At 66.4% G+C, this 21298-nt stretch carries 17 protein-coding genes; 14 read left to right on the top strand and 3 right to left on the bottom strand.

What is annotated here, in order from left to right; translation table 11 throughout:
* The first annotated feature begins 13 nt into the window (after nt 1-13).
* The 7 genes from LL962_RS18030 to hemC all read left to right on the top strand — a co-directional run bounded on the left by LL962_RS18030 (nt 14) and on the right by hemC (nt 9306).
* On the top strand, nt 14-994 hold the full coding sequence (locus LL962_RS18030) for a GGDEF domain-containing protein (protein WP_167395214.1): 981 nt from the start codon (nt 14-16) through the stop codon (nt 992-994).
* Between the two features lie 271 nt (nt 995-1265).
* Nucleotides 1266-2915, top strand: a complete 1650-nt coding sequence (locus LL962_RS18025) for a M28 family metallopeptidase (protein WP_228317912.1) — start codon at nt 1266-1268, stop codon at nt 2913-2915.
* A gap of 865 nt (nt 2916-3780) precedes the next feature.
* Nucleotides 3781-5718 (top strand): glucans biosynthesis glucosyltransferase MdoH, encoded by a 1938-nt coding sequence (mdoH, locus tag LL962_RS18020; protein WP_228317906.1) that lies wholly within the window; start codon nt 3781-3783, stop codon nt 5716-5718.
* A gap of 149 nt (nt 5719-5867) precedes the next feature.
* Nucleotides 5868-6536 carry an alpha/beta hydrolase gene (locus LL962_RS18015; protein WP_228317905.1) on the top strand — a complete coding sequence of 223 codons (669 nt, stop codon included), beginning with the start codon at nt 5868-5870 and terminating at the stop codon, nt 6534-6536.
* A gap of 4 nt (nt 6537-6540) precedes the next feature.
* Entirely contained in the window at nt 6541-7593 is a 1053-nt protein-coding gene (locus tag LL962_RS18010) for a sensor histidine kinase (RefSeq protein WP_104585860.1), read from the top strand.
* Nucleotides 7594-7623: 30 nt separating this feature from the next.
* Nucleotides 7624-8361 carry a LytR/AlgR family response regulator transcription factor gene (locus tag LL962_RS18005; RefSeq protein WP_167395213.1) on the top strand — a complete coding sequence of 246 codons (738 nt, stop codon included), beginning with the start codon at nt 7624-7626 and terminating at the stop codon, nt 8359-8361.
* A gap of 30 nt (nt 8362-8391) precedes the next feature.
* Nucleotides 8392-9306 carry a hydroxymethylbilane synthase gene (hemC, locus tag LL962_RS18000; protein ID WP_228317904.1) on the top strand — a complete coding sequence of 305 codons (915 nt, stop codon included), beginning with the start codon at nt 8392-8394 and terminating at the stop codon, nt 9304-9306.
* A gap of 244 nt (nt 9307-9550) precedes the next feature.
* Here hemC and LL962_RS17995 read toward each other — a convergent pair whose 3' ends face one another.
* Nucleotides 9551-10357: a DUF481 domain-containing protein gene (locus LL962_RS17995; protein ID WP_104585854.1), complete on the bottom strand. Its 807-nt coding sequence runs from the start codon at nt 10355-10357 to the stop codon at nt 9551-9553.
* 296 nt (nt 10358-10653) lie between these two features.
* Between LL962_RS17995 and LL962_RS17990 the strand changes: the two genes are divergently transcribed.
* Nucleotides 10654-11619 (top strand): helix-turn-helix transcriptional regulator, encoded by a 966-nt coding sequence (locus LL962_RS17990; protein ID WP_228317903.1) that lies wholly within the window; start codon nt 10654-10656, stop codon nt 11617-11619.
* Between the two features lie 311 nt (nt 11620-11930).
* On the opposite strand, the gene LL962_RS17985 is transcribed toward LL962_RS17990, so the two are convergent.
* Nucleotides 11931-12500: a lipocalin family protein gene (locus LL962_RS17985; RefSeq protein ID WP_228317902.1), complete on the bottom strand. Its 570-nt coding sequence runs from the start codon at nt 12498-12500 to the stop codon at nt 11931-11933.
* Between the two features lie 371 nt (nt 12501-12871).
* Here LL962_RS17985 and LL962_RS17980 point away from each other — a divergent pair, with 371 nt between their 5' ends.
* The 4 genes from LL962_RS17980 to LL962_RS17965 all read left to right on the top strand — a co-directional run bounded on the left by LL962_RS17980 (nt 12872) and on the right by LL962_RS17965 (nt 17288).
* Nucleotides 12872-13189: a hypothetical protein gene (locus LL962_RS17980; protein ID WP_228317901.1), complete on the top strand. Its 318-nt coding sequence runs from the start codon at nt 12872-12874 to the stop codon at nt 13187-13189.
* Between the two features lie 68 nt (nt 13190-13257).
* Entirely contained in the window at nt 13258-15351 is a 2094-nt protein-coding gene (locus LL962_RS17975) for a prolyl oligopeptidase family serine peptidase (RefSeq protein WP_228317900.1), read from the top strand.
* 327 nt (nt 15352-15678) lie between these two features.
* Nucleotides 15679-16206: a hypothetical protein gene (locus LL962_RS17970; protein ID WP_228317899.1), complete on the top strand. Its 528-nt coding sequence runs from the start codon at nt 15679-15681 to the stop codon at nt 16204-16206.
* A 41-nt stretch (nt 16207-16247) separates the two neighbouring features.
* Complete coding sequence (locus LL962_RS17965) at nt 16248-17288, top strand: hypothetical protein (RefSeq protein WP_228317898.1); 1041 nt, start codon at nt 16248-16250, stop codon at nt 17286-17288.
* Nucleotides 17289-17305: 17 nt separating this feature from the next.
* On the opposite strand, the gene LL962_RS17960 is transcribed toward LL962_RS17965, so the two are convergent.
* Nucleotides 17306-18526: a pyridoxal phosphate-dependent aminotransferase gene (locus LL962_RS17960; RefSeq protein WP_228317897.1), complete on the bottom strand. Its 1221-nt coding sequence runs from the start codon at nt 18524-18526 to the stop codon at nt 17306-17308.
* A 109-nt stretch (nt 18527-18635) separates the two neighbouring features.
* On the opposite strand from LL962_RS17960, the gene LL962_RS17955 reads away from it, so the two are divergent.
* Nucleotides 18636-20744, top strand: a complete 2109-nt coding sequence (locus tag LL962_RS17955) for a S9 family peptidase (RefSeq protein WP_228317896.1) — start codon at nt 18636-18638, stop codon at nt 20742-20744.
* Between the two features lie 153 nt (nt 20745-20897).
* Nucleotides 20898-21296, top strand: coding sequence for a YbaN family protein (locus LL962_RS17950; protein WP_228317895.1), 399 nt, complete (start codon nt 20898-20900; stop codon nt 21294-21296).
* Nucleotides 21297-21298 lie beyond the last annotated feature (2 nt).

Below are 21298 nucleotides of genomic sequence, written 5' to 3'. Positions count from 1 at the left end.
TACGGAAGCGCCGATGAGCGTGTCGCCGTTGCTCGAACGCATGGTGGACATGAGCGCCATCCGCGATGCGGAGCTGCTCGATCTGAGCCTGCTGCGTACCATGCGCGAGGTCTGCGCCGCCGAGGAGCTGTCGCTGCTGCGCATCGCCCCGGACGGCCGCACCATGGCCGAAAGCCGGCTGCGCGAGGACGGGCGCCTGTCGTTGACCGTGGCCGAGCTGCACGATGCGCAGATGCGCGCACAACTGGCCGAGCTGCACGGTCCGGGCGAGGTGCTGCAGCTGCACCAGGACGGGCGCGCCCTGCTGGTCTACCCGATGATGGAGACGCGCGGCATCCGCACCTGCCTGCGGGTGGGCGGGGCACGTGCGCCCGGAGCGGCCGAGCAGGCGATGCTGCAGGGCTTTGCGCGATTCTTCCAGAATTACCGCAGCCTGCTCGACGATGCCCAGCGCGATGCGTTGACCGGCCTGCGCAACCGCAAGACCTTCGACGACGTGATTCTGCGGCTGTTCGGTGGCGATCCTGCGGCGGCGGAGAGCCAGGGCGTGTGGCTGGGGATCGTGGACATCGATCACTTCAAGCGCGTCAACGACACCTTCGGCCACCTGTATGGCGACGAGGTGTTGCTGCTGGTGGCGCAGCTGATGCAGCGCGCGTTCCGCCAGGACGACCTGCTGTTCCGTTTCGGCGGCGAGGAATTCGTGATCGTGCTGCGCGGCGTGGATCGCGATATCGCCGTCGGCCTGTTCGAACGCTTCCGTACGGCGGTGGCCGGGCATGATTTCCCGCAGGTGGGTCAGGTCACCCTCAGTGCCGGCATCGTGGAACTGACCCACGGTCGGTTGATCAGCCAGATGCTCGACGAAGCCGATAAGGCGCTGTACTGGGCCAAGCAGCACGGCCGCAACCGCGCCGCGGTGTATGCCGAACTGATCGCCAGCGGGCAGCTGCAGCAGCAGCCCCAGCAGGTGGGCAGCGTCGATCTGTTCTGAGCACGGCGATCGGGCGAGTGTGCGGCCCGGCCGTCGCGCCCGTGTTCCGCCTCGCAAAATCGCCGGGCACAAGGTGTTCTTCCTGCCTGCGCGCTGGCCTGCGCGCTGCGGGCAACGCGCCGCCGGCCAGCCCGCGTCGCAGCGAACGGTGTCCGCAGCCCGCGTCCGCGCCTTAGCGTCAGCAGGTCCCGGCGGCAGTGGCTACACTCGGGGGCTGTTCGGACGACCCCTGGGGGCTGCGGTGAAGCGAGTTGTGATCAAGCGTGCGCTGATGAAGCGAGGTGCGGTGGGGCTGCTGGCGACGGCGATCTCGACCGTGGTGATGGCGCAGACGCCGACGTTCGACGGTGCGCGCATCTCGCGCGACGTCAAGGAGCTGGCTTCGGACGCCTATGAGGGCCGAGGCCCTGCCACCGCAGGCGAAGACAAGACCGTGGCCTACCTGAGCCAGCAGTTCGCCGCCGCCGGCCTGCAGCCTGGCGGCGACCTGAAGGATGGCAAGCGCCTGTGGACCCAGGCGGTGCCGCTGCGGCGCGCCGATATCGTCGGTACGCCGACCATCGCGCTGGCCGATGCCGGCAAGTCGCAGCCGCTGACCCAGGGCAAGCAGATCGCCATCCGCGCCGCGCTCGACGGCTCGTCCAAGGTGGAGATCGCCAACGCGCCGCTGGTGTTCGTCGGCTACGGCGTCAAGGCGCCCGAGCGCGACTGGGACGACTTCAAGGGCGTGGACCTGAAGGGCAAGATCGCGGTGGTGCTGATCAACGACCCGGACTTCGAAACCGGCAAGGGCGCCTTCGACGGCGCCGGCATGACCTACTACGGCCGTTGGACCTACAAGTACGAAGAAGGCGCGCGCCAGGGTGCGCTTTGCGTGCTGGTAGTGCATGAAACCGCGCCGGCCTCCTACGGCTGGGACACCGTGGCCAGCTCCAATACCAACACCATGTTCGACGTGGTGCGCGACAACCCGCGCAGCGCGCATCCCACGGTGGAGGGCTGGATCCAGCGCGATCTGGCCGCCGATCTGTTCAAACGCGCCGGGCTGGATTTCGACACCTTGAAGAAGCAGGCGCAGACGCGCGCGTTCAGGCCGGTCGAACTCGAGGGCCAGCGGTTGAGCGCCAGCTATCAGGTCGCCTCCGACGTGATCACCTCGCACAACGTGGTGGCGCGGCTGGAAGGCAGCAAACGCCCGAACCAGACGCTGATCTACAGCGCGCACTGGGACCACATCGGCGTGGGCAAGCCGGATGCGCGTGGCGACACCATCTTCAACGGCGCGCTGGACAACGCCAGCGGCACGGCCGCATTGCTGGAGCTGGCGCGCGGCTTCGCCAAGGCGCCCAGGCCGGAGCGCTCGGTGGTGTTCCTGGCGGTGACCGCCGAAGAGAAAGGTTTGCTGGGTTCGGAGTTCTACGCCTCCAAGCCGCTGTATCCGCTGGACACCACGGTGGCGGTGATCAACATGGACGGCATGAATCCGTTCGTGCCCTCGCGCGACTTCGGCATCTACGGCACCGCCAAGCTCGAACTGCTCGACCAGCTCAAGACCGTGGCCGCGCAATCAAAGCTGCGCTACACGCCCGATCCCAAGCCGCAGGCCGGCTACTTCTTCCGTTCCGATCATTTCTCCTTCGCCAAGCGTGGCGTGCCGGCGCTGTCGTATGCGGCCGGACAGGACTGGGAAGTGGGCGGCGTGGCCGCCGGCAAGGCCGCGGCCGACGACTACACCGCCAAGCGCTATCACCAGCAGGGCGACGAGTGGAAGCCGGACTGGAGCTTTGCCGGTGCCGCGCGCGATCTGGGCGTGCTGTACGCACTGGGCCGCCAGCTGGCCGATTCGCAGCAGTGGCCGAACTGGAGCCAAGATTCGGAGTTCCGCGCCACCCGCGATGCCAGCGAGGCGGCGCGCAAGTAACAACGTCTGGCAACGTTTTTGCGCCACTGTCGGGCGCGCGTTGCGGTGTTCGCTGCGCAGAGCACCGCGCCCTTGGCTTCTTTGCGTTTGCTGCAGGGCCCTTGCCCGCCCACCATCGCGGGACACGCTGCAAGTACGTCCTTGTAAGCTCTTACGCGGCATCCATGCCGCGTAAGGTCCCGCGACGGTGAGCGGGCAAGGACCAGTGGAGTTGGTCGGTGTGCAGAGCCTGCAATAAACAGCCAGCAAACGGTCTGGTGCGCAGATTCCGTTCTTAATGAAGCCACCAGCCAACTGGCTGGCGCGGTGTCCTCACCGATTGCGGGACCGTTGGCGGCATGGATGCCGCCATCGAGCCCCCATGGACGGGTTAACGGCGTGTCCCGCGAGCGGTGAGGGCATCGCGCCCTCGACCAGCCAGGCTGTAGCTCCGGGCCTTGGCTGCATCAAAAGACCTAACAAACCAACGCAGCCGAATGCACCTTATGGCACACCACTTGCACCCGTTACGCACGACAGCCCGGCCAGCGGTCCGTGACAACGCGTGTGGCAGCCTGCAATCTGTTGGGGTTGCGTTCGGTTGTCACGGCGTAGTCTGCCGCGCGGTCCTTGTCGGGAGGGGCAACGACTGCAGCAGGGCCTTCGCTTCCTTTAACGGTCGATTCTTTAGGATGAGCCGCGACGTCGCGTCGCCGCCAGGAGAGTTTGTGCATCGGAGTGGTTCAACACCTGCCAATCCCGCGTCGTGTCCGCATCGCGCCGGCCCCGTTGCTGTCGCCGCAGGCGTGGCGCCGCCGCGTCGCAGCGCTGGCAGGCATCTTTCGTTTCCGCCCACACTCTCGCGCCAATGCGACGGGCAGCCCTGATGGACGGTACCGTGACCCTTTCCCCCGCACCAACCGACGTGCCTCGCGTCTCCCCGCTGGATGCCGGCCAGCCCACGCTGCCACCGGAAGCGCCGTTGGCGATGCCCGAACAGTCGCTGCGCGAGGGTCGCTTGCAGGTGCCGCATCAACGGACCTCGCCGCCCGGCATCGGCCTGCGCCGCTTCTATCTGATCGGCGGCACCCTGGCCACCACCGCGGTCGCGGTGTGGGTGATGCTCAGCGTGCTGTGGCCCGATGGCGTCAGCGTGCTGGAGGGCTGCCTGCTCGGCCTGTTCGTGCTGCTGTTCGCCTGGATCGCGATGTCCTTCGCCAGCGCGGTGGCCGGTTTCGTTACCGTGGTGGCGCGTGCCGGGCGCAAGCTCGGCATCGACCCGGAACAGCCGCTGCCCACGCTGCGCTCGCGGACCGCGCTGCTGATGCCGACCTACAACGAAGACCCGCGCCGGCTGCTGGCCGGCCTGCAGGCCATCTACGAGTCGGTGGCCGAGACCGGGCAACTGGAGCACTTCGACTTCTTCGTACTCAGCGACACCACCCGCGAGCATATCGGCCGCGCCGAAGAGCTGGTCTACCAGGAGCTGTGCGACCGCGTCGGCGGGCATGGGCGCATCTTCTACCGCCGCCGCGCCGACAATGCCGCGCGCAAGGCCGGCAACGTGGCCGACTGGGTGCGCCGTTTCGGCGGCAGCTACCCGCAGATGCTGATCCTGGACGCCGACAGCGTGATGACCGGCGACACCATCGTGCGGCTGGTTGCCGGCATGGAAAGCAATCCGGACGTGGGCCTGATCCAGACCCTGCCGGCGGTGGTCAACGGGCAGACCCTGTTCGCCCGCATGCAGCAGTTCGGCGGGCGCGTGTATGGGCCGATCATCGCCTTCGGCGTGGCCTGGTGGCACGGCGCCGAGAGCAATTACTGGGGCCACAACGCCATCATCCGCACCCAGGCCTTCGCCGATCACGCCGGCCTGCCGTCGCTGCGCGGACGCAAGCCGTTCGGCGGGCATGTGCTCAGCCACGACTTCGTGGAAGCGGCGCTGATGCGGCGCGGCGGCTGGGCCATGCACATGGTGCCCTACCTGCAGGGCAGCTATGAGGAAGGCCCGCCCACGCTGACCGACCTGCTGATCCGCGACCGCCGCTGGTGCCAGGGCAACCTGCAGCACGCCAAGGTGGTGAGCGCCAAGGGGCTGCACTGGATCAGCCGCATGCACATGCTGATCGGCATCGGGCATTACTTCACCGCGCCGATGTGGGGCCTGCTGATGCTGATCGGCATCGGCATCCCGCTGGCTGGCGGCGGTATCGATCTGGCCGGCGACCTGCCGTTCTCTCCCGCGCGTTACTGGCATGGCAGCAGCCAGGGCAATGCGATCTGGATCTTCATCTGCACCATGTTCGTGCTGCTGGCGCCCAAGCTGCTCGGCTACATCGCCCTGTTGCTCAATCCGCGCGAACTGCGCGCCTGCGGCGGCGCTGTCCGTGCGGCACTGAGCATCCTGCTGGAGACCGTGCTGGCTGCGCTGATGGCGCCAGTGGTGATGTACCTGCAGTCGCGCGGCGTGTTCGAAGTGCTGGCCGGCAAGGATTCGGGCTGGGACGCGCAGGTGCGCGACGACGGCAAGCTGTCGTGGCCGGCGCTGCTGCGCAGCTACGGCGGGCTGACCCTGTTCGGCGTGTTCATGGGGACGCTGGCCTATCTGGTGTCGCCGTCGCTGGCCGCCTGGATGGCGCCGGTGGTCGTCGGCATGGCGTTGTCGATTCCGGTGGTGGCGCTGACCTCGCTGCGGCGCTCCGGCCTGGCGCTGCGCCGCGCCGGCATCTTCTGCATCCCCGAAGAACTCGACCCGCCCAAGGTGCTGGTGCGCGCCTCCGAACTGCGCCGCGCCGCCGCGCAGGAACCGCCGTTGGTCTGAGTGCGCGGCGGCGCTAGCCTTGCCGGCCGATGCGTCTTCGGCTGACGGCTGCCGGCCGCCACGGCAGCGACGGATCGCCGCATCCGGTGCCAGGTGATCGGCCCTGCCTGTCGCGCAGGGCATAATGCCCAGCCCGCAAGCGGAGCTGGATGATGCTGGACGTGATCGAACGCGAGACTGGACCGAACCCGCAGTGGACCGTGCTGTGGCTGCATGGCCTGGGCGCCGACGGCAGCGACTTCGCCCCGCTGGTGCCGGAGCTGGTGCGCCCGCAGTGGCCGGCGCTGCGCTTCGTGTTCCCGCATGCGCCGATCCGTCCGATCACCATCAACAACGGCGTGCGCATGCGCGGGTGGTACGACATCGTCGGCATGGACTTCTCCCAGCGCGCCGACAAGGCCGGGATCGCCGCGTCGGTGGCCCAGGTCGAAGCCCTGATCGCCCAGGAGCAGCGTCGCGGCATCGCGCCCGAGCGCATCCTGCTGGCGGGGTTTTCGCAGGGCGGGGCGGTGACCCTGGCGGTGGGTCTGCAGCGCAGCGTGCCGCTGGCCGGGCTGATCGCGCTGTCGACCTATCTGCCGGACCCGGCCGCTGCCGCCAGCCAGCTGCAGTCGGCCGCCACCGTCCAACCGCTGTTCATGGCCCACGGCACGGCCGACCCGGTGGTGCCGTTCGCAGCCGGCCAGGCCAGCATGCAGGCGCTGCGCACGCTCGGCTTCGCGCTGGACTGGCACACCTATCCGATGGGGCACCAGGTCTGTCTGGAAGAGATCGACGCCCTGCGCGACTGGATGCAGGCGCGCTTCACCGCCGCCTGAGCCGATGGCCGCCAGCTCCTCCCAGATCGCCTGGATGCCGGACCTGTGCCGGCTGCCGCGGCTGGGAGCGATGCTGGGGCTGGCCGAACTGGTGGTGCTGGTGGTGACCCTGGTGCCCGACGCCGGCGCGGCGCGCAGCATCACCCTGTCGCGCTTCGTCTCGGCCAGCGGCCTGGCGCTGTGGCTGGCGTTGGCGGTCAGCGTGTTGCTGTGCGTGCTGCGGCCCGCGCTGTCGCGGCTGCCGCCCCGATTGGGCGGGCTGAGCGCGCTGCTGATCGCCGCGGTGGTGGCGATGCTGGGCGCCGGCATCGTGCATGGGCTGTACGCCGTGCTCGGGCAGGCACCGCTGGGGCCCCTGGTCGGCTTCTGGCGCTTCACCCTGGGCAGCGCGGCCACGGTGGTGCTGATCACCGCGCTGGCGCTGCGCTATTTCTATGTCAGCGACCGCTGGGAGGCGCAGGTGCAGGCCAATGCCCGCGCCGAGGCCGATGCACTGCAGGCGCGCATCCGCCCGCACTTCCTGTTCAACAGCATGAACCTGATCGCCAGCCTGCTGCGGCGCGACCCGGTGGTCGCCGAGCAGGCGGTGCTGGACCTGTCGGACCTGTTCCGCGCCGCGTTGGGCGCCGGCGAAGGTGGCTCCACCCTGCGTGCCGAATGCGAGCTGGCCGAGCGCTATCTGGCGATCGAATCGCTGCGCCTGGGCGAGCGTTTGCAGGTGCGCTGGCATCGCCAGGAGCCCTTGCCCTGGGACTTGCCGATGCCGCGCCTCGTGCTGCAGCCGCTGGTGGAAAACGCGGTGCTGCACGGGGTCTCGCGCATGCCCGAGGGCGGCACGCTGTACCTGTCGCTGCGCCAGCGCGGCAACCAGTTGCAGATCCGCATCGTCAATCCGGCTCCGCAGCCGGGGACCCTGGCGCCACTGCTGGCCGGTGCAGGGCACGCCCAGGCCAGCATCTCGCACCGGCTGGCGTTCCAGTTCGGCGCCGGGGCACGGATGGCGGCCAGCTGGGCCGAAGGCTACTATGCCTGCGAGATCACATTGCCGCTGCCGTGAGGGAGAGTCGCCGCAGCGAGGGGGATGTCCATGACGGCCATGCGAGTGCGGGTGTTGATCGCCGATGACGAGCCCCTGGCGCGCGAGCGCCTGCGCATGCTGTTGGGCGAACATCCGCAGGTACAGGTGATCGGCGAGGCCGAAAACGGCCAGCAGGTGCTGCAGCAGTGCGAGCAGTGGCACCCGGACCTGGTGCTGCTGGATATCGCCATGCCCGGCGTGGACGGGCTGGAGACCGCGCGGCTGCTGCGCCAGTGCCAGCCGCAACCGGCGGTGGTGTTCTGCACCGCCTACGACCAGCATGCGCTGTCGGCGTTCGATGCGGCCGCGCTGGATTACCTGATGAAGCCGGTACGCCCGGAGCGTCTGGCCGCCGCGCTGGAGCGCGTGGCGACCTTTCTGGCCGGGCGCGTGCCCAGCGCCGCGCCGACCCCGCTGCGTACCCATCTGTGCGCCCGCCTGCGCGGCAGCCTGCGGCTGATCGCCATCGGCGATATTCGCTACCTGCAGGCCGAAGAGAAATACGTCATCGTCCACCACACCCGTGGCGAGGACCTGATCGAAGAGTCGCTCAAATCGCTGGAAGACGAATTTTCCGATCGTCTGGTGCGCATCCACCGCAATTGCCTGGTCGCCCGCGACGAGCTGGTGGAACTGCGTCGCGGCAGCGATGGCCAGGTGCATGCGGTGCTGCGCAACGTGCCGCAGACCCTGGAAGTGAGCCGTCGCTGCGTGGCCAGCCTGCGCGACCAGCTCCGCCATGTATGAGTTACCGGCCCGCTCCGCGATAATGGCGGGATGACCACGCTCCGCATCGCTACCCGTAAAAGCCCGCTTGCCCTCTGGCAGAGCGAACACGTCGCCGCAGCGTTGCGCCAGCAGCACCCCGGCCTGGAAGTCGTGCTGGTGCCGATGAGCACGCGTGGCGACGAAGTGCTGGACCGTTCGCTGGCGGCGATCGGTGGCAAGGGCCTGTTCCTGAAGGAACTGGAGCTGGCGATGCTGCGCGGGGAGGCCGATTGCGCAGTGCATTCGCTCAAGGACGTGCCGATGGAACTGGATGCGCCGTTCGTGCTGCCGGCGATCCTGCCCCGTGGCGATCCCGCCGACGCGCTGGTCTCCAACCTCTATGCCAGCCTGCAGGCGCTGCCGCTGGGCGCGCGCGTGGGCACCTCTTCGTTGCGACGTCAGGCGCAGCTGCGTGCCGCGCGCCCGGATCTGGAACTGATCGATCTGCGCGGCAACGTCAACACCCGCCTGGCCAAACTCGACAACGGCGGCTACGACGCCATCGTGCTGGCCTGCGCCGGCCTGCAGCGGCTGGGCCTGGACGCACGCATCAGCGCGCGATTGGACGCGCCGGAATGGCTGCCGGCGCCGGCGCAGGGCGCGGTGGCGGTGGAGTGCCGCGGCGACGATGCGCGCATCCATGCGCTGCTGGCGGTGCTGGATGCGTCCAGCACCCGCGCCTGCGTGGAAGCCGAGCGCGCCATGAATCGTGCGCTGCACGGCAGCTGCCATGTGCCGGTGGCCGCCTTCGCGCGTTGGGAGGGGCAGGGCCTGTACCTGCAAGGCATGGTCGGCAGCGCCAGCGATGGCCGGCTGATCCACGCCGACGCGCACGGCAGTGCCGACGATACCGAAGCGCTCGGCCGCCGCGTCGCGCAGGGGCTGTTCGACAAGGGCGCCGCGCAACTGCTGGCCGAGCTGTAGCGCTGCGCACGGGCCCGCCGGCCCGAGAAATCCTGCTGCAGCGGCAGCAACGACCCGGTGGCGGCGCCTTGCCGGACAATCGCCCGATGCCCGCGTCCCGTAGGAACGGAACCGGCCGCGATGGGCCTTACCCGGAACCCGCCGCGCCCGGATGCGCTTCTACGCGAGCGACCTGTCGACCAGCGCAGCGCCGGTCGGCGCATCGGATCGCCTGTCTCCCAAGCCTGCGGTCGAGTGCGCGCGCTTACTTGAAGGTGTAGACCAGATTCACCGTGGTCAGCGTGTCGGTCTTCTTGTCGCCTTCGCTGACGTCGCTATTGCGGCGCATCTGCCAGGCGGCCTTGAGCGCGAAGTGCGAGTTCATGCTGACCTGCACGCCGAAATCGTTCTGCGCATAGGTGTTGTATTCGCCCGACTCCACCAGCAGCGTGTTGATCAGATCGGTGTTGTCGGTCACGGTGTACTTCAGATCGAACAGGCCGCGCCCGATCAGCCCGGTCTCGTTGCGGTCGTCCTCGCTGTTGTGCGCACGGCGGATACCCGGACCCACCTGCGCGTCCAGATAGAACCGATCCGCATCGATCAAGCGCGTGCCATAACCGATACCGAAGGTCGCCAGGCGATCGTAGGTAGCGAAATCGTCGTGTTCGTAACGACCCGTGGCAGTGAGCTGGCGATGCTCGCCCAACTGCAGCGCGCTGCCGGCGCTGCCGGTGTAACGCTCGGCGGTGGTCTGGCGCTCGCGCGTGGTGGTGCCGTCGTCGTTGGTATTGGTGTATTCCGAGCTCGAGCGCAGCGCGGTGGCGTCCAGGCTGTGGATCCAGTCGCCGTCGGTGTAACGCAGGCGGACGCGGCCGTTGAGGCTGTCGGTGGTGCTGTTGCCGTGTGCCGAGGCGTAACCCAGCTCGCCGCTGCTGCCGCTCCAGGGCGAGGGCACCAACGCTGCCGCGGGGTCGACCGGTGTCGGTGCAACCGCGATCGACTGAGCCCATGCGGCAGGTGCGATCAACAGCAGTGGCAACAGGGCAGACAACGGGGCACGGCGGGACATGGGCGGCTCGCTTGAAGGACGTAACGGGAGTGGGAGAGGTGAAAGCGGTTTCATGATAACGGACTGTGCGCTCCGTCATGACCAGGTGAACGCCCTGCTTTAGTGGCGGTTCGGCTGCGGTGCCCGAAGACGGCCGCCGACGAGCCGGAAAGGCAGGCTGAATCCGCCAGCCGCCAAACCCTCCACCCCATCGCTGCCGCAGTGCCGGCAGCGCGGCCGGACAGGCGGTACCCTCGCAAAGGAACGGCGCACGCCACGCTCACCCCGCGGCACGAATAACCGGACATAATCGGCGCATGGACCGCTATGAACGCATCAATGCACTGCATCGCTTGCTCAAGTCGGCACGCTACCCGGTCACGGTGGCGCGGCTGCAGGATGAGCTGAGCTGTTCCCGCGCCACCGTGTACCGCGACCTGGCGTTTCTGCGCGATGCGCTGATGGCGCCGGTGGAAGGCGATGGCGAATCCGGCTTTCGCTATCTGTCCGGCGAAAGCGACCGTTTCGAGCTCCCCGGGTTGTGGCTGAGTTCGGAAGAGCTGCATGCGTTGCTGGCCTCCCAACAGTTGCTGGCACGCACCGGCGGCGGGGTGTTGTCGTCGATGCTGGCGCCGCTGCAGCAGCGCATCGAAGGCCTGCTGGCCGCCCAGGCCGGCGTCTCGCAGTGGCCGGTGGACCGGGTGCGGGTGATTCCACATCGCGGCCGCAAGCTGGACGAAGCCAGTTTCCGCACCGTGGCCTCCGGCGTGCTGGAGCGCAAGCAGCTGAGCTTCGATTACCGCGCCCGCTCCACCGACGAATCGACCAAGCGCACCGTCTCGCCGCAGCGCATCACCCACTACCGCGACAACTGGTACCTGGACGCCTGGGACCACGGCCGCGATGGCGTGCGCAGTTTCGCGGTGGACCGCATCAACCACGCACGCCTGCTCGAGGCAGCACCACGTGATGTGCCCGACAGCGAGCTGGACGAACAGCTCGCCGCCAGCTACGGCATTTTTTCCGGTGCGCCCAAGGGCTGGGCGACCATCGTCTTCAGCGCCAAGGCCGCGCGCTGGGTGGCCGACGAACATTGGCATTCCAAGCAGCAGGGCCGTTTTCTCGCCGACGGCCGCTACGAGCTCAAACTGCCCTACAGCAATTCGCGCGAGCTGCTGATGGACGTACTGCATTACGGTTCGGATGCGGAGATCGTCGAGCCGATGTCGTTGCGCGAGCAGGCCAAGGCCCTGCTCTCGCTGGCGTTGAGCAATTACGACTGAGCCAGGTTGCCGCAGTCTCGGGCGGCCGCCTCTGGCGGGATCTTGCCGGCCGTGCGGGCGCCGCGGATGCTCGCGCCCCCGTGAGCGCCATGAGGCGGGCCCGACGTCCGTAGGCTCGCCTGGAGCCGCCCACGTCCATCGCCAGCGGGCGAGGTCATCGCCACTGCGTGGGGCGTATTGCAGCGGTGGTGTCAGCCGCCTGCGCAGCGGGTCGGCCTGTGCTTCGCGGCCCAACGCGTGCTCGTGATCGGCACCGGCATCTGCCTTTCGGGCCGCCAGGCGGCGACCTTGGGGTCATCGCGGTGCGGGGATCAACGCTCGTTCGGTACTTCGAACCCCAGCCGGTCCACCTGCTCGCGCAGCTGCGGCACGCGCTTGAGCTTGTCGGTGTAGATGCCGTAATCGTCGCGCATCTTGTTGACCAGGGTGCGGTACTGGTCGCGGCTCATGTCCTGCTTGCGCGAAAAGATCCACGCCAGATCCCGGCCCGGATAGGAGATCAGCATCCACGAGCCATCCGGGGCGATCTCCAGGATGCGCTGTTTGGTCGGGATCACCTTGTAGAACCATACCCGCCAGTCGCGATTGCCGCTGTCCGCATCCACCGAGGCGCGCGCCTTGACTTCCTTTTCCGGCGCGTCGAAGCCATCGCGATACAGATAGCGCACGGCCACCTTGCCGTCTTCGACCAGGGTGTATTCGTCACGGCTGGTCACATGCCCGCGCTCGACCGGGTTGGGCATGCGTGCGATCACGTACCAGGTGCCCATGATCTTGGACAGATCGATCGCCGGCGCGGTGCTGGGCGGATCCTTGGCATGCGCGGCGGGCAGGCCGAGCACGAGCAGGACGGCGAGGGCGATCGTAACGGTCAGGCGCATCGCAACATCACAAAGGGCAAGAGGTTCAGCACACTACCGCATGCGGGGGGCAAGTTTGCGTCAACGGTCGGGTTTGGGAGGGCGTTGCCGGGTACGCGACGTCGCGGCCGCGGTGTGGGCCTTGGGCGCAGCAGCGCTGATCGACCTGCTGCGCGCGTGCAGTCGCCGCGCTGAAGGCCTGTCGATAGCCGCATGCGCCCGGTCGGCACACCTGGCGGGGACGGCGCGAACCGGGCAGGGCCCGCCGTGCGGCCCGCGCTGGCAGTCGCCGAAGCGCAGGTATCGGTCTGTGTCGCATGGGTCGCAGTCGGTGAGATGCGCGCAGGCAATCCTGGCGGCCTGTCCCGATCTTCCCGCCACGGAGTGCCGTCATGTCGCATCGCCCCAACCGTCGTTCCGAACGTCCCGATCCCCGCGTGCTGCGCCCGGTTCGACAGATCGCCCTGGCTGGACTTGCGCTGGTGCTGGTATGGCCGGCCGCACGCGGGGACAGCGAATGGATCGGCTGGCTGCCGCTGTGGCTGGTCGGCATGCCGATGCTGGCCTGGTGGAGCCTGTACCGGTTTGCCTTGCCTGTGTTGCGATGGCCAGGCACGCGGCGCGCCGTGGCGCGTCGGCGCCGGCCGCAGGCGCAGCGTCGCCGCGCCAGCGCACGACTGACGGCACCAGCGCGGGCCAGTGCGGCCTGACCTTTGGCAGGGTGGGGCCGGCGAAGCGTCGTGGTAGTTTCCGGGGTTGGTTTACTCCCGGAAACTCCATGTCCAAGTTCGCCTCCGTCTGCCTGGCTGCAGGCTTGATCACCGCTGGCGCCGTCTGCGCAGAGGAAACTGCCGTGTCCAACGATCCGTACGCCTGGCTGGAGGAAGTCACCGGCGCCAAGTCGCTGGACTGGGTCAAGACCCAGAACGCCCGGACCGAAGCCCGCCTGGCGTCCACCCCGGCGTTCAAGCAGATGGAAACCAGCATCCGCGAAGTGCTGGATTCGGATGCCAAGATTCCCGCCGTGCAGAAGATCGGCGCGTTCTACTACAACTTCTGGAAGGACAAGCAGCACGAGCGCGGCCTGTGGCGGCGCACCACCCTGGACGAGTACCGCAAGCCGGCGCCCAAGTGGGAAACGGTGCTGGACCTGGATGCGCTCAACAAGGCGGAAGGCGAGAACTGGGTCTGGCACGGCGCCGACTGCCTGCGTCCGGACTACAAGCGCTGCCTGATCGCATTGTCGCGCGGCGGTGCCGATGCCGATGTCACGCGCGAGTTCGACTTGACCAGCAAGCAGTGGGTCAAGGACGGCTTCTTCCGCCCGGAAGCCAAGGGTGGGCTGGGCTGGATCGATGAGGACACGGTGTATGTGTTCAGCGATTTCGGCCCCGGAACGATGACCACTTCCGGTTATCCGCGCATCGCCAAGCAATGGAAGCGGGGTACGCCGCTCAGTGCCGCCACGGTGGTCTACGAAGGCAAGCCGACCGACATGTACATCGCCGCGGTGCACGACGACACGCCCGGCTTCGAACGCGATTACGTCAGCCGCACGCTGGCCTTCTACAACGACGAGCTGTACCTGAAGGGCGCCGACGGCACGCTGGCCAAGGTGGATGTGCCCAACTCGGCCAGCAAGTCGGTCAAGCGCCAGTGGCTGACGCTGGAGCTGCGCGAGCCGTGGACGGTGGGCGGCAAGAGCTACAAGGCCGGCTCGCTGCTGGCCACGCGCCTGGACGACTTCACGGCCGGCAAGCGCAGTTTCGAGGTGTTGTTCGAACCCACCGCAACCACCTCGCTGGCAGGAATGGCGTGGACCAAGTCGCATCTGGTGCTGAACGTGCTGGACGACGTCAAGAACCGGCTGAGCGTGCTGACGCCGTCGCAGGCTGGCTGGAAGAAGAGCGCCTTCGTTGGGGCGCCGGCCTTCGGTACCGTGGGCGTGGAGGCGGTGGACAGCAACGATAGCGACGCGCTGTGGCTGACCGTCACCGATTACCTGACCCCGACCACGCTGTCGTGGGTGGATGTCGGCAGCGCGCCGCAGCCGCTCAAGACGATGCCAGCGTTCTTCGATGCCGGCCAGGACAGCATCGAGCAGCACTTCGCCACCAGCAAGGACGGTACCCGCGTGCCGTACTTCCTGGTGCGTCCGAAGGACCTGAAGCTCGATGGCAGCGCGCCGACGCTGCTGTACGGCTATGGCGGGTTCGAGATCTCGATGACGCCGAACTATTCCGGTGGCCTGGGGCGTGCCTGGCTGCAGAAGGGCGGTGTCTATGCCGTGGCCAACATCCGCGGCGGCGGCGAGTATGGTCCGCGCTGGCATCAGGCCGCGCTCAAGCAGAATCGCCACAAGGCCTACGAAGACATGGCCTCCGTAGCCAAGGATCTGGTCGCGCGCAAGATCACCTCGGCCAGACATCTGGGCGTGCAGGGTGGCAGTAATGGCGGCCTGATGACGGGCAACATGCTCACCCAGTACCCGGAGCTGTTCGGTGCGGTGGTGGTGCAGGTGCCGCTGCTGGACATGAAGCGCTACAGCCATTTGCTGGCCGGCGCCTCGTGGATGGCCGAGTATGGCAACCCGGACACCGACGACTGGAACTTCATCCAGACCTTCTCGCCGTACCACCTGTTCGATCCGAACAAGACCTACCCGCCGACGATCTTCCTCACCTCCACGCGCGACGACCGCGTGCATCCGGGCCACGCCCGCAAGATGGCCGCCAGGATGATCGACGCCGGCAAGGACGTGACCTACTACGAAAACATCGAAGGCGGCCACGGCGGCGCGGCCAACAACGCACAGGCCGCGCATATGGCGGCCCTGGCCTACAGCTTCCTGTGGGAGCGGTTGGCCGACTGATGCGCAGGCCGCATGCGGCATGAGGCACCACCCACGCGAGGCCGCCGGCACGATGCAGCGGCCTCGTGTCGTTTGGGGTCGAAAATTCGGAACTGACGCAACGGGGCGCGGGCGATGTCGGCCTTGACGGTGGTGTTTGCGCTCAGCGGTTTGGCCTCGGCAAACACGAAGTCATTGGACACGTGCGGAAATTGAACGGGAATTGCTTGATCGAGTAAATGCGAGTACAAAACAAGGGGGCCGATAAGTGGTGTCCCGAACCTGATCTCACAACGAAACAATGCAGATATCATCATAGGTCATATTATGATAATCCTGAGAGCCGTAGTGAGTACCTGCTTATTTTTCGCAACTTCGGTCGTCATTGCTCGAGATGCAGGTGTTTCTGGTAATAATGTGGATGCTTCTATTGACCAGCGGCTATTGGATCAAGAAGTTGCTCCCATACGCTCGCGAGCGGAATTACGGGAATACCTGCGGGTCATGCCTGCCCAATCACCCCTGCTGCTGTTGTCTTATTCGAGTAGAGAGCGATTCTTGAATAGTTTGGTTTTCTCGGAAAATGGTCTGGCCAGTTATTCATATGAAGATCTGGTTGCACAATTGAATGCGTTAGATGCGTACAAGGTTCTTTCGTTATTCGGTCAACAGGCGACGGTCAAGCTCATCCCCGGGCTGAGGCAAACCGATGGGTTCAGTCAGGCTATTATGGCGCCCGCCGACTCAACACATCTAATTAGTAGAGGGTACGGCCCGACTGCTAGTAAAGAACCTGACTATCCCGATTATGCTTGTGTTGCCAAGGCGACTTGCGGCCAGTCGATGGGTAAGATTTGTATTGGCGCAAATTGTTAGTGATTTAAAGGTGAGTGCTTGCCAGGCTTCGTCGAAGTTGTATGCCGAGGCCTGGTCTCTTTTGTAAAAGAAATCAACGGGAAAGTAGCTTGCGGTCCCGCTCCATCGCTCTGGAGGGCGATGCCATGTCGATTGGCCTTGAACGATGGCGCTGGGTTCTCGCCGTGTTGGTGTTCGTCGCTGCTTGTGGGGCAGGGGCGCATCCCCAGGTCGAGTCGCTGAACGCCGCTTACGATCGTCTGGTGGCGCTGGACGATGCGACCCTGAGCCTGCCCCGCGAGCAGCGGCTGCAGCGCCTGGCGGATGCCTACGATGCCGAGTTTGCGCCGGTGGTCGATTCGCCTCGCCTTGCCGATGTCCCGCCGGCAGGCCTGGAAACCTTGTTGCGGGCGAGTCAGCGCCTTGCCTATTACACCGACGATGCGCGCTATCTGCAGCAACTGATCAAGGTCATGGATGCACTGGGTTCCTCCGCAGGGCCTGATGCGCTGCAGCGTTATCATCAGACGCTGCTGCAGTTTCGCCGTTTCGCCGACGCACGTCACTTGGCGCGGCACCATCCCGGCATCGCATTCGAATCGGTCCCCGATGTGGTCAGCGCCGAGCCCACTGTGCGGCCCAATGCCTATGCCATCGATCAGGGCAAGCGGCGGCTGCGCGAAATCCAGGTGCCTCTGCGCGCAGACACGCTGGTGGCGATCGTGCACCCGCACTGCAGATTTTCGGCGAGCGCCATGGGCGATCTGAGGCATCATCCGCTGCTGCGCGGCATCACCCTCGTCTGGCTGGCGCCTGTCGGATTGCATCTGGATGACGAGGTCCTTCGAACATGGAACAAGGCGCATGCGGACCAATCCATCGTGCTGGCACGTCATGCGGCAGACTGGCCGATGATCGATGGCTGGAGTACACCGACCTTCTATCTGATGCACGATGGCAACGTGGTTGACCGATTCTCCGGCTGGCCGCAGGAGGGAAACTGGGCGCAGTTGCGGGCGCTGCTCGCAAAGCGTGCCGTTGGCCACATCGGGCCTGCGGCGGGGGAGCGCCGCGGCGCAGGCGAAGGCGGGTCGACCGACTAGGCCGGCACGTGGTGGTGTCAGAGGGATGGCGGGGGCGGGCGTCTTGCCGCCGCTCCGATGGTCTTCAGCCCTCGCGCAATCCGCTCCACCGCCTGCTCCAGGCGCGGCAGACTTTGCGTGTACGCGATACGCACGTGCTGGTTGGCGCGGTGGTGGCCGAAGTCGATGCCGGGGGTGAATGCGACATGTTCGGTTTCCAGGAAATGCGCGCAGAACGCCTGGGCATCGTTGGAGAACGCGCTGATGTCGGCGTAGAGGTAGAACGCGCCCTGCGGTTCGACGGCGATAGTGAAACCGAGCTGGCGCAGTGCCGGCAGCAGATAGTCGCGGCGTTGCTGGAACTCGCCGCGACGGGCTTCGAAGATGGCCATGCTCTCGGACGTGAAGCAAGCCAGTGCGGCATGCTGCGCAATGCTCGAGGCGCTGATATAGAGATTCTGCGCCAGCTTTTCCAGCTCCGGCACCGCCGCGGGCGGGGCGATCAGCCAGCCAAGACGCCAGCCGGTCATGCCGAAGTACTTGGAGAAACTGTTCAGCACGAAGGCGCTGTCGTCCACTTCCAGCACGCTGTGCGCGTCCAGGCCATAGGTCAGGCCGTGATAGATCTCGTCCACCACCAGATGCCCGCCGTGGGCATGCAGCGCGTGGGACAGCCCGGCCAGCTGATCGCGCGATAGCACGCTGCCGGTGGGATTGGCGGGCGAGGCGACCAGCGCGCCAACGCTGTCGGCATTCCAGTGCGTTTCCACCAGCGTTGGGGTGAGTTGGTAATCGCTGTCGGGCCCGACCGGCACCAATTGCGCGGCGCCCTCGACCAGGCGCAGGAAGTGGCGGTTGCACGGATAGCCGGGGTCGGCCAGCAGCCAGTGCCTGCCGGGGTCCACCAGCAAACTGCTGGCCAAGAGCAGCGCGCCCGAGCCGCCCGGCGTGATCAGGATCCGCTCCGGATCCACGGTGCAGCGGTAACGCTGCGCATAGAAGCCGGCGATCGCCTCGCGTAGCGCGGGCAGCCCGCGCGCAGCGGTATAGCGGGTGTGGCCGGCGGCCAGGGCGGCTTGCCCGGCCGCCACGATCGGCGCGGCGGTGGTGAAATCGGGCTCGCCGATCTCCAGGTGGATCACGTCGTGACCGGCCTGCTCGAGCGCATTGGCACGGGCCAGCAGCGACATCACATGGAATGGGGCGATGTCCTGGCTGCGGCGGCTATAGCCGGACGCGGGCGAAATCGATGAGTCCATTGCGAAGATGATAGACCAGCATGACCTAGGACACATGACGCTGCACGACGGGCTCTTCCACACTCGGGCGCCGCGATGGCATTGCGTTCATCCAACGGATCCCAATCTGATGAAGTCCGCCCTGACCTTATTGATCGCCAGCCTGATGACCACATCCCCCGCCTTCGCCGCATCTCCCAAGCCGCCAGAGGTCGCCAAGCGCCCGCACGTGGTCAAGGCGCCCTTCGGTGCCAACCGCAACGACGCCTATTACTGGCTGCGCGACGACAAACGCGAAGACAAGGCGATGCTGGCCTATCTCAACGCCGAGAATGCCTACACCGACGCGGTGATGGCGCCCCTCAAGCCGTTGGAGGACACGCTCTACTCCGAGATCGTGGGGCGCATCAAGCAGGACGACGCCAGCGTGCCGTACCGCGAGCGCGGCTACTGGTATTACACGCGCTTCGAAGCCGGCAAGGACTACCCGATCCAGGCGCGCCGTAAGGGCAGCATGGAGGCGCCGGAAGAGATCCTGCTGGACGTCAACCAGATGGCGCAGGGCAAGGGCTATTTCAGCGTGGGCGAGGCCGAGGTCAGTCAGGACAACCGCATTCTGGCCTGGGCCGACGATGCGATCGGCCGCCGCCAGTACACGATTCGGTTCAAGAATCTGGAGACCGGCGAAATCTATCCAGACACCGTCGAAGGCGTGTCTCCGAACATGGTCTGGGCCGACGACAACAAGACGCTGTTCTATGTCGAAAACGATCCGGAAACGCTGCTCACCGTGCGCGTGAAAAAGCACGTGCTCGGCACCCCTTCCAAGGACGACGTGCTGGTCTACGAAGAGAAGGACGACAGCTTCTACATGGGCGTGGGGCGTACCCGCGACGACAAGTACATCACCATCGACGTGGAAAGCACGGTCTCGTCGGAAACGCGCTATGCCTCCGCCGCCAAACCGGAGAAATTCACGGTGCTGGCCACGCGGGAACGCGACCTGGAATACCACGCCGAGCATTTCGATGGCCGCTGGGTGATTCGCACCAATGCCGATGGCGCCAGGAATTTCAAGCTGGTGACCGCCCCGACGGATGCGACCACCCGCAAGCAGTGGACCGATTGGGTGGCGCACGACGAAGGCGTATACATCGAGAATTTCGAGCTGTTCGATGGATTCACCGCCATCGAAGAACGCTCCGGCGGGCTGGACCGCGTGCGTCTGCTCAAGCGCGATGGCAGCCATGAGTACGTCAAGGCCGATGAACCCGCCTATTCGATGGGCCTGTCGGTCAACTCGGAGCCGGACACCGCGTGGCTGCGCTATGGCTACACCTCGCTGACCACGCCGGCCACCACGTACGAACTCAATACCCAGACCGGCGAACGCAAAACGCTCAAGCAGCAGCCGGTGATCGGCTACGACCCCACCAAGTACGTGACCGAGCGGGTCTGGGTGACCGCGCGCGATGGGGTCAAGGTGCCGGTGTCGCTGGTGTACAAGCGGGGCTTCAAGAAAGATGGCGCGGCAGCGCTGTTCCAGTACGCCTACGGCAGCTACGGCATGTCGATGGATCCGGCGTTCAACCTGCCCGCCATCAGCCTGCTCGATCGTGGCGTGGTGTATGCCATCGCACACATCCGCGGCGGCCAGGAGATGGGACGCCAGTGGTATGACGACGGCAAGCTGCTGCACAAGAAGAACACCTTCAACGATTTTGTCGATGTCACCCGCGGGCTGGTGGCGCAGGGCTATGCATCCAGGGAGCGCGTGGCAGGATCCGGCGGCAGCGCCGGGGGGCTGTTGATGGGCGCGGTAGCCAACATGGCGCCGCAGGACTACCGCGTGCTGGTGGCGCAGGTGCCGTTCGTGGATGTGGTCACCACCATGCTCGATGCCAGTATTCCGCTGACCACCAACGAATACGACGAGTGGGGTAACCCGGAAAACAAGGAATATTACGACTACATGCTGTCGTACTCGCCGTACGACAACGTGCGCAAGCAGGCGTATCCGGCGATGTTCGTCGGTACCGGCCTGTGGGATTCGCAGGTGCAGTACTGGGAGCCGGCCAAGTGGGTGGCCAAGTTGCGCGACGACAATACGGGTGAATTGCCGATCGTGTTCCGCACCAACATGGAAGCCGGCCATGGCGGCAAATCCGGCCGGTTCCGTCGCTACCGCGAACTGGCCGAGTCGTATGCGTTTGTGCTGGATCAGCTTGGGATCAAGTAGCTGAGGGGCGGGGATTGGGGAGTCGGGATTGGGAAAGGCAAGATCTCCCTTCCCTGCGTGCAGACGTCTCCCTCCGCCCTTCGGGCCCCTTGTCGCGGTGCGAGAAGGGGATGCCCGGATCATCTCGACGCCCGCTGGCCGTATCATTCGTCCATGACGCGACCGAACCGATTCCGCTGGGCCTGGTGGTTGCTGGCCTATGCCAGCCTGGCGACCGGCATTGTCGGAATCTTCGTCCCCGGCTTGCCGACCACCGTGTTCATCCTGATCTCGGCCTGGGCCGCCTCGCGCGGGTCCGAGCGCCTGCATCGCTGGCTGCTGTCGCATCCGCGCTTTGGCCCGGCCATCGTGGAATGGCAGACCTACCGGGCGGTCAGCCGCAAGGCCAAGTGGATGGCCACGCTCACCATGAGCGTGTGCGCCGGCATCATGCTGTGGTGCGTGCCGATCCTGTGGGTGAAGTGTCTGTCGATCGGCAGCATGGCGGTGGTGGCGATCTGGCTGTGGCTGCGTCCCGAGCCGCCACCGCGCTCGTTGCCCATGCCGCACTGAGC

This window comes from Xanthomonas sp. NCPPB 1067, assembly GCF_020783795.1.
Lineage (GTDB): Bacteria > Pseudomonadota > Gammaproteobacteria > Xanthomonadales > Xanthomonadaceae > Xanthomonas > Xanthomonas melonis.
Note: the sequence above shows the minus strand (reverse complement) of the source record. Positions and strands in the feature narration are given on the sequence as shown.